Genomic DNA, 2,810 nt, shown 5'->3' with positions numbered 1-2,810 from the left:
CGTAAGTACTTGTCATACCGAACGATATTGCCGGGGTGCAGTCCGAACCAAGCCCTGATTTCAAAGGGATTAAGACTTAAACTCACTCACTCTGATTCGTGGGAGATCATCTGTCCGAACCAAGCCCTGATTTCAAAGGGATTAAGACATTCAGTCGGAAGGCCAGGGTGTGGAACGTGGTTTCGTCCGAACCAAGCCCTGATTTCAAAGGGATTAAGACTCCGGTGGTCTCAAGTGCGTAGTGGAACCCGCCGGTCCGAACCAAGCCCTGATTTCAAAGGGATTAAGACTCGTTGTCATTGCTTTGTCTGGTGTTTGTCGATGCGTCCGAACCAAGCCCTGATTTCAAAGGGATTAAGACTAGACGTGGATTTCCCACCTCTGGGCACCCTCTTCGTCCGAACCAAGCCCTGATTTCAAAGGGATTAAGACAGATCACTTGTGTCCATCTTTTTTCCTCCATGCGTCCGAACCAAGCCCTGATTTCAAAGGGATTAAGACCGCCCCGTCGTGGACGCGCTAACGCGTTATAGGTGTCCGAACCAAGCCCTGATTTCAAAGGGATTAAGACAAGCCCGCCGGGGGCGGAGGTATACCGCTGCATGGGGTCCGAACCAAGCCCTGATTTCAAAGGGATTAAGACGTTTCAATTTCGGCACCTTTTTGAGCAATACCAACGTCCGAACCAAGCCCTGATTTCAAAGGGATTAAGACTCGCATCGGCAGAAGTAGATACGGGCTTCTCCACCGTCCGAACCAAGCCCTGATTTCAAAGGGATTAAGACTTCGCAGGTGTAGCGCCGAGCGTCAGGTTCGACGTCCGAACCAAGCCCTGATTTCAAAGGGATTAAGACGTCACTGCGTTACGCTTGACGTTACCATCGCCACGCGTCCGAACCAAGCCCTGATTTCAAAGGGATTAAGACTCACCGGGGCCTTGAGCTTCTTGGAAAGCTCCATCAGTCCGAACCAAGCCCTGATTTCAAAGGGATTAAGACTAACCCACTGCTCGCGGATCGTCTTATATTGCGGTCCGAACCAAGCCCTGATTTCAAAGGGATTAAGACCTTGCCCTCAGCATCGGGCTTGACAATCAGTTGAGGTCCGAACCAAGCCCTGATTTCAAAGGGATTAAGACGCAGACATAGTAACCTCCAGTTGGATTGTTAAAGAGTCCGAACCAAGCCCTGATTTCAAAGGGATTAAGACAGCCGTTGCTGCACGAACTTCCGTGCGTCCTTGTGTCCGAACCAAGCCCTGATTTCAAAGGGATTAAGACGGTGGCGTTGCACGTACTCGGTATCCCAACTCGGTCCGAACCAAGCCCTGATTTCAAAGGGATTAAGACTGGCGGGGATGTAATCCATGACCATCGGGCCAGTAGTCCGAACCAAGCCCTGATTTCAAAGGGATTAAGACACCGTGCTACGCTTGACGTTACCATCGCCACGCTGTGTCCGAACCAAGCCCTGATTTCAAAGGGATTAAGACGTCTTGAGGCTGTCCATCTCGCGCCGGATGGCGTCGTCCGAACCAAGCCCTGATTTCAAAGGGATTAAGACCCGGCCGCTGGCGTGGGATGTAGCAACGGCCAATCTGTCCGAACCAAGCCCTGATTTCAAAGGGATTAAGACCGGGCCGGCCAGGCCGATGATGATGGGTGCGTCGTGTCCGAACCAAGCCCTGATTTCAAAGGGATTAAGACTACACCAAGACGATTGCGTAGGGGTTCTTGGGTGGTCCGAACCAAGCCCTGATTTCAAAGGGATTAAGACGGGCAGGATGCGCGGCCCAGCGTCCACGTACGGGGTCCGAACCAAGCCCTGATTTCAAAGGGATTAAGACGGACACCAGTTCGTGGAGTTCGCGGGCTTGCTTGGTCCGAACCAAGCCCTGATTTCAAAGGGATTAAGACGCGTCGGTCACGGGTGGCATGGCGTCACCCCTCGTCGTCCGAACCAAGCCCTGATTTCAAAGGGATTAAGACACACGAATCTTCACGGGCTTCGCGTGAAGCGTCCGAACGTCCGAACCAAGCCCTGATTTCAAAGGGATTAAGACGCGTGAAGCTAACGCACCATGTACGATAATCGTAGGTCCGAACCAAGCCCTGATTTCAAAGGGATTAAGACCCGAGAGCCACCTGCTGGCCATGGGGCCGTCGATGTCCGAACCAAGCCCTGATTTCAAAGGGATTAAGACGCTTGACCCAGTTCTTTTTCTGTCATCGCGTCGCGTCCGAACCAAGCCCTGATTTCAAAGGGATTAAGACGCTCTGAACGGGCAGCGCCTTGATGTCCTCAAGCGTGTCCGAACCAAGCCCTGATTTCAAAGGGATTAAGACTTCTTCGAGGATGAGCACCTTGGGGCCGGTGCCTGCGTCCGAACCAAGCCCTGATTTCAAAGGGATTAAGACCGGCGCTCCGCGCGCTCTTCACGCTCGAAGTAGGTCCGAACCAAGCCCTGATTTCAAAGGGATTAAGACTACTATGACCGACAGCACCCAGCGCGCGCTCAAGCTGTCCGAACCAAGCCCTGATTTCAAAGGGATTAAGACTGCCTTCGCCGAAGTACTTCGCGGCGAGGTTGCTGTCCGAACCAAGCCCTGATTTCAAAGGGATTAAGACACCCGCATCGGGCCCGTTCTTTTCGGTCAATCGCGGTCCGAACCAAGCCCTGATTTCAAAGGGATTAAGACACGCGATCCAGCGGCGTCCAGCCCTCTGATTTGCGGTCCGAACCAAGCCCTGATTTCAAAGGGATTAAGACGGTAGCGCATTCGTCATCCCCAAACAGCTTTCTCGTCCGAA

8 protein-coding genes are annotated in these 2,810 nt (G+C 52.9%); all 8 read left to right on the top strand.

Annotated elements, in window-relative coordinates:
* Window positions 1-414, top strand: a 414-nt coding sequence (locus ACK4TH_RS11420; RefSeq protein ID WP_409626577.1) for a hypothetical protein, incomplete at its 5' end; no start/stop codon positions are given.
* 119 nt (window positions 415-533) lie between these two features.
* Window positions 534-767, top strand: a complete 234-nt coding sequence (locus tag ACK4TH_RS11415; RefSeq protein WP_409626575.1) for a hypothetical protein — start codon at window positions 534-536, stop codon at window positions 765-767.
* Window positions 768-937: 170 nt separating this feature from the next.
* Window positions 938-1,090 carry a hypothetical protein gene (locus ACK4TH_RS11410; RefSeq protein WP_409626573.1) on the top strand — a complete coding sequence of 51 codons (153 nt, stop codon included), beginning with the start codon at window positions 938-940 and terminating at the stop codon, window positions 1,088-1,090.
* Between the two features lie 73 nt (window positions 1,091-1,163).
* Window positions 1,164-1,544, top strand: coding sequence for a hypothetical protein (locus tag ACK4TH_RS11405; RefSeq protein ID WP_409626571.1), 381 nt, complete (start codon window positions 1,164-1,166; stop codon window positions 1,542-1,544).
* Window positions 1,519-1,827, top strand: coding sequence for a hypothetical protein (locus ACK4TH_RS11400; protein WP_409626569.1), 309 nt, complete (start codon window positions 1,519-1,521; stop codon window positions 1,825-1,827). The genes ACK4TH_RS11405 and ACK4TH_RS11400 overlap by 26 nt, the downstream gene beginning before the upstream one ends.
* A 30-nt stretch (window positions 1,828-1,857) precedes the next feature.
* Window positions 1,858-2,043, top strand: a complete 186-nt coding sequence (locus tag ACK4TH_RS11395) for a hypothetical protein (RefSeq protein WP_409626568.1) — start codon at window positions 1,858-1,860, stop codon at window positions 2,041-2,043.
* 251 nt (window positions 2,044-2,294) lie between these two features.
* Window positions 2,295-2,609 (top strand): hypothetical protein, encoded by a 315-nt coding sequence (locus ACK4TH_RS11390; RefSeq protein WP_409626566.1) that lies wholly within the window; start codon window positions 2,295-2,297, stop codon window positions 2,607-2,609.
* Window positions 2,587-2,727: a hypothetical protein gene (locus ACK4TH_RS11385; RefSeq protein ID WP_409626565.1), complete on the top strand. Its 141-nt coding sequence runs from the start codon at window positions 2,587-2,589 to the stop codon at window positions 2,725-2,727. Before ACK4TH_RS11390 ends, ACK4TH_RS11385 begins: the two co-directional genes overlap by 23 nt.
* The last annotated feature ends 83 nt before the right edge of the window (window positions 2,728-2,810 follow it).

The organism is Tepidimonas sp., from assembly GCF_046292505.1.
Classification (GTDB): domain Bacteria; phylum Pseudomonadota; class Gammaproteobacteria; order Burkholderiales; family Burkholderiaceae_C; genus Tepidimonas.
Note: the sequence above shows the minus strand (reverse complement) of the source record. Positions and strands in the feature narration are given on the sequence as shown.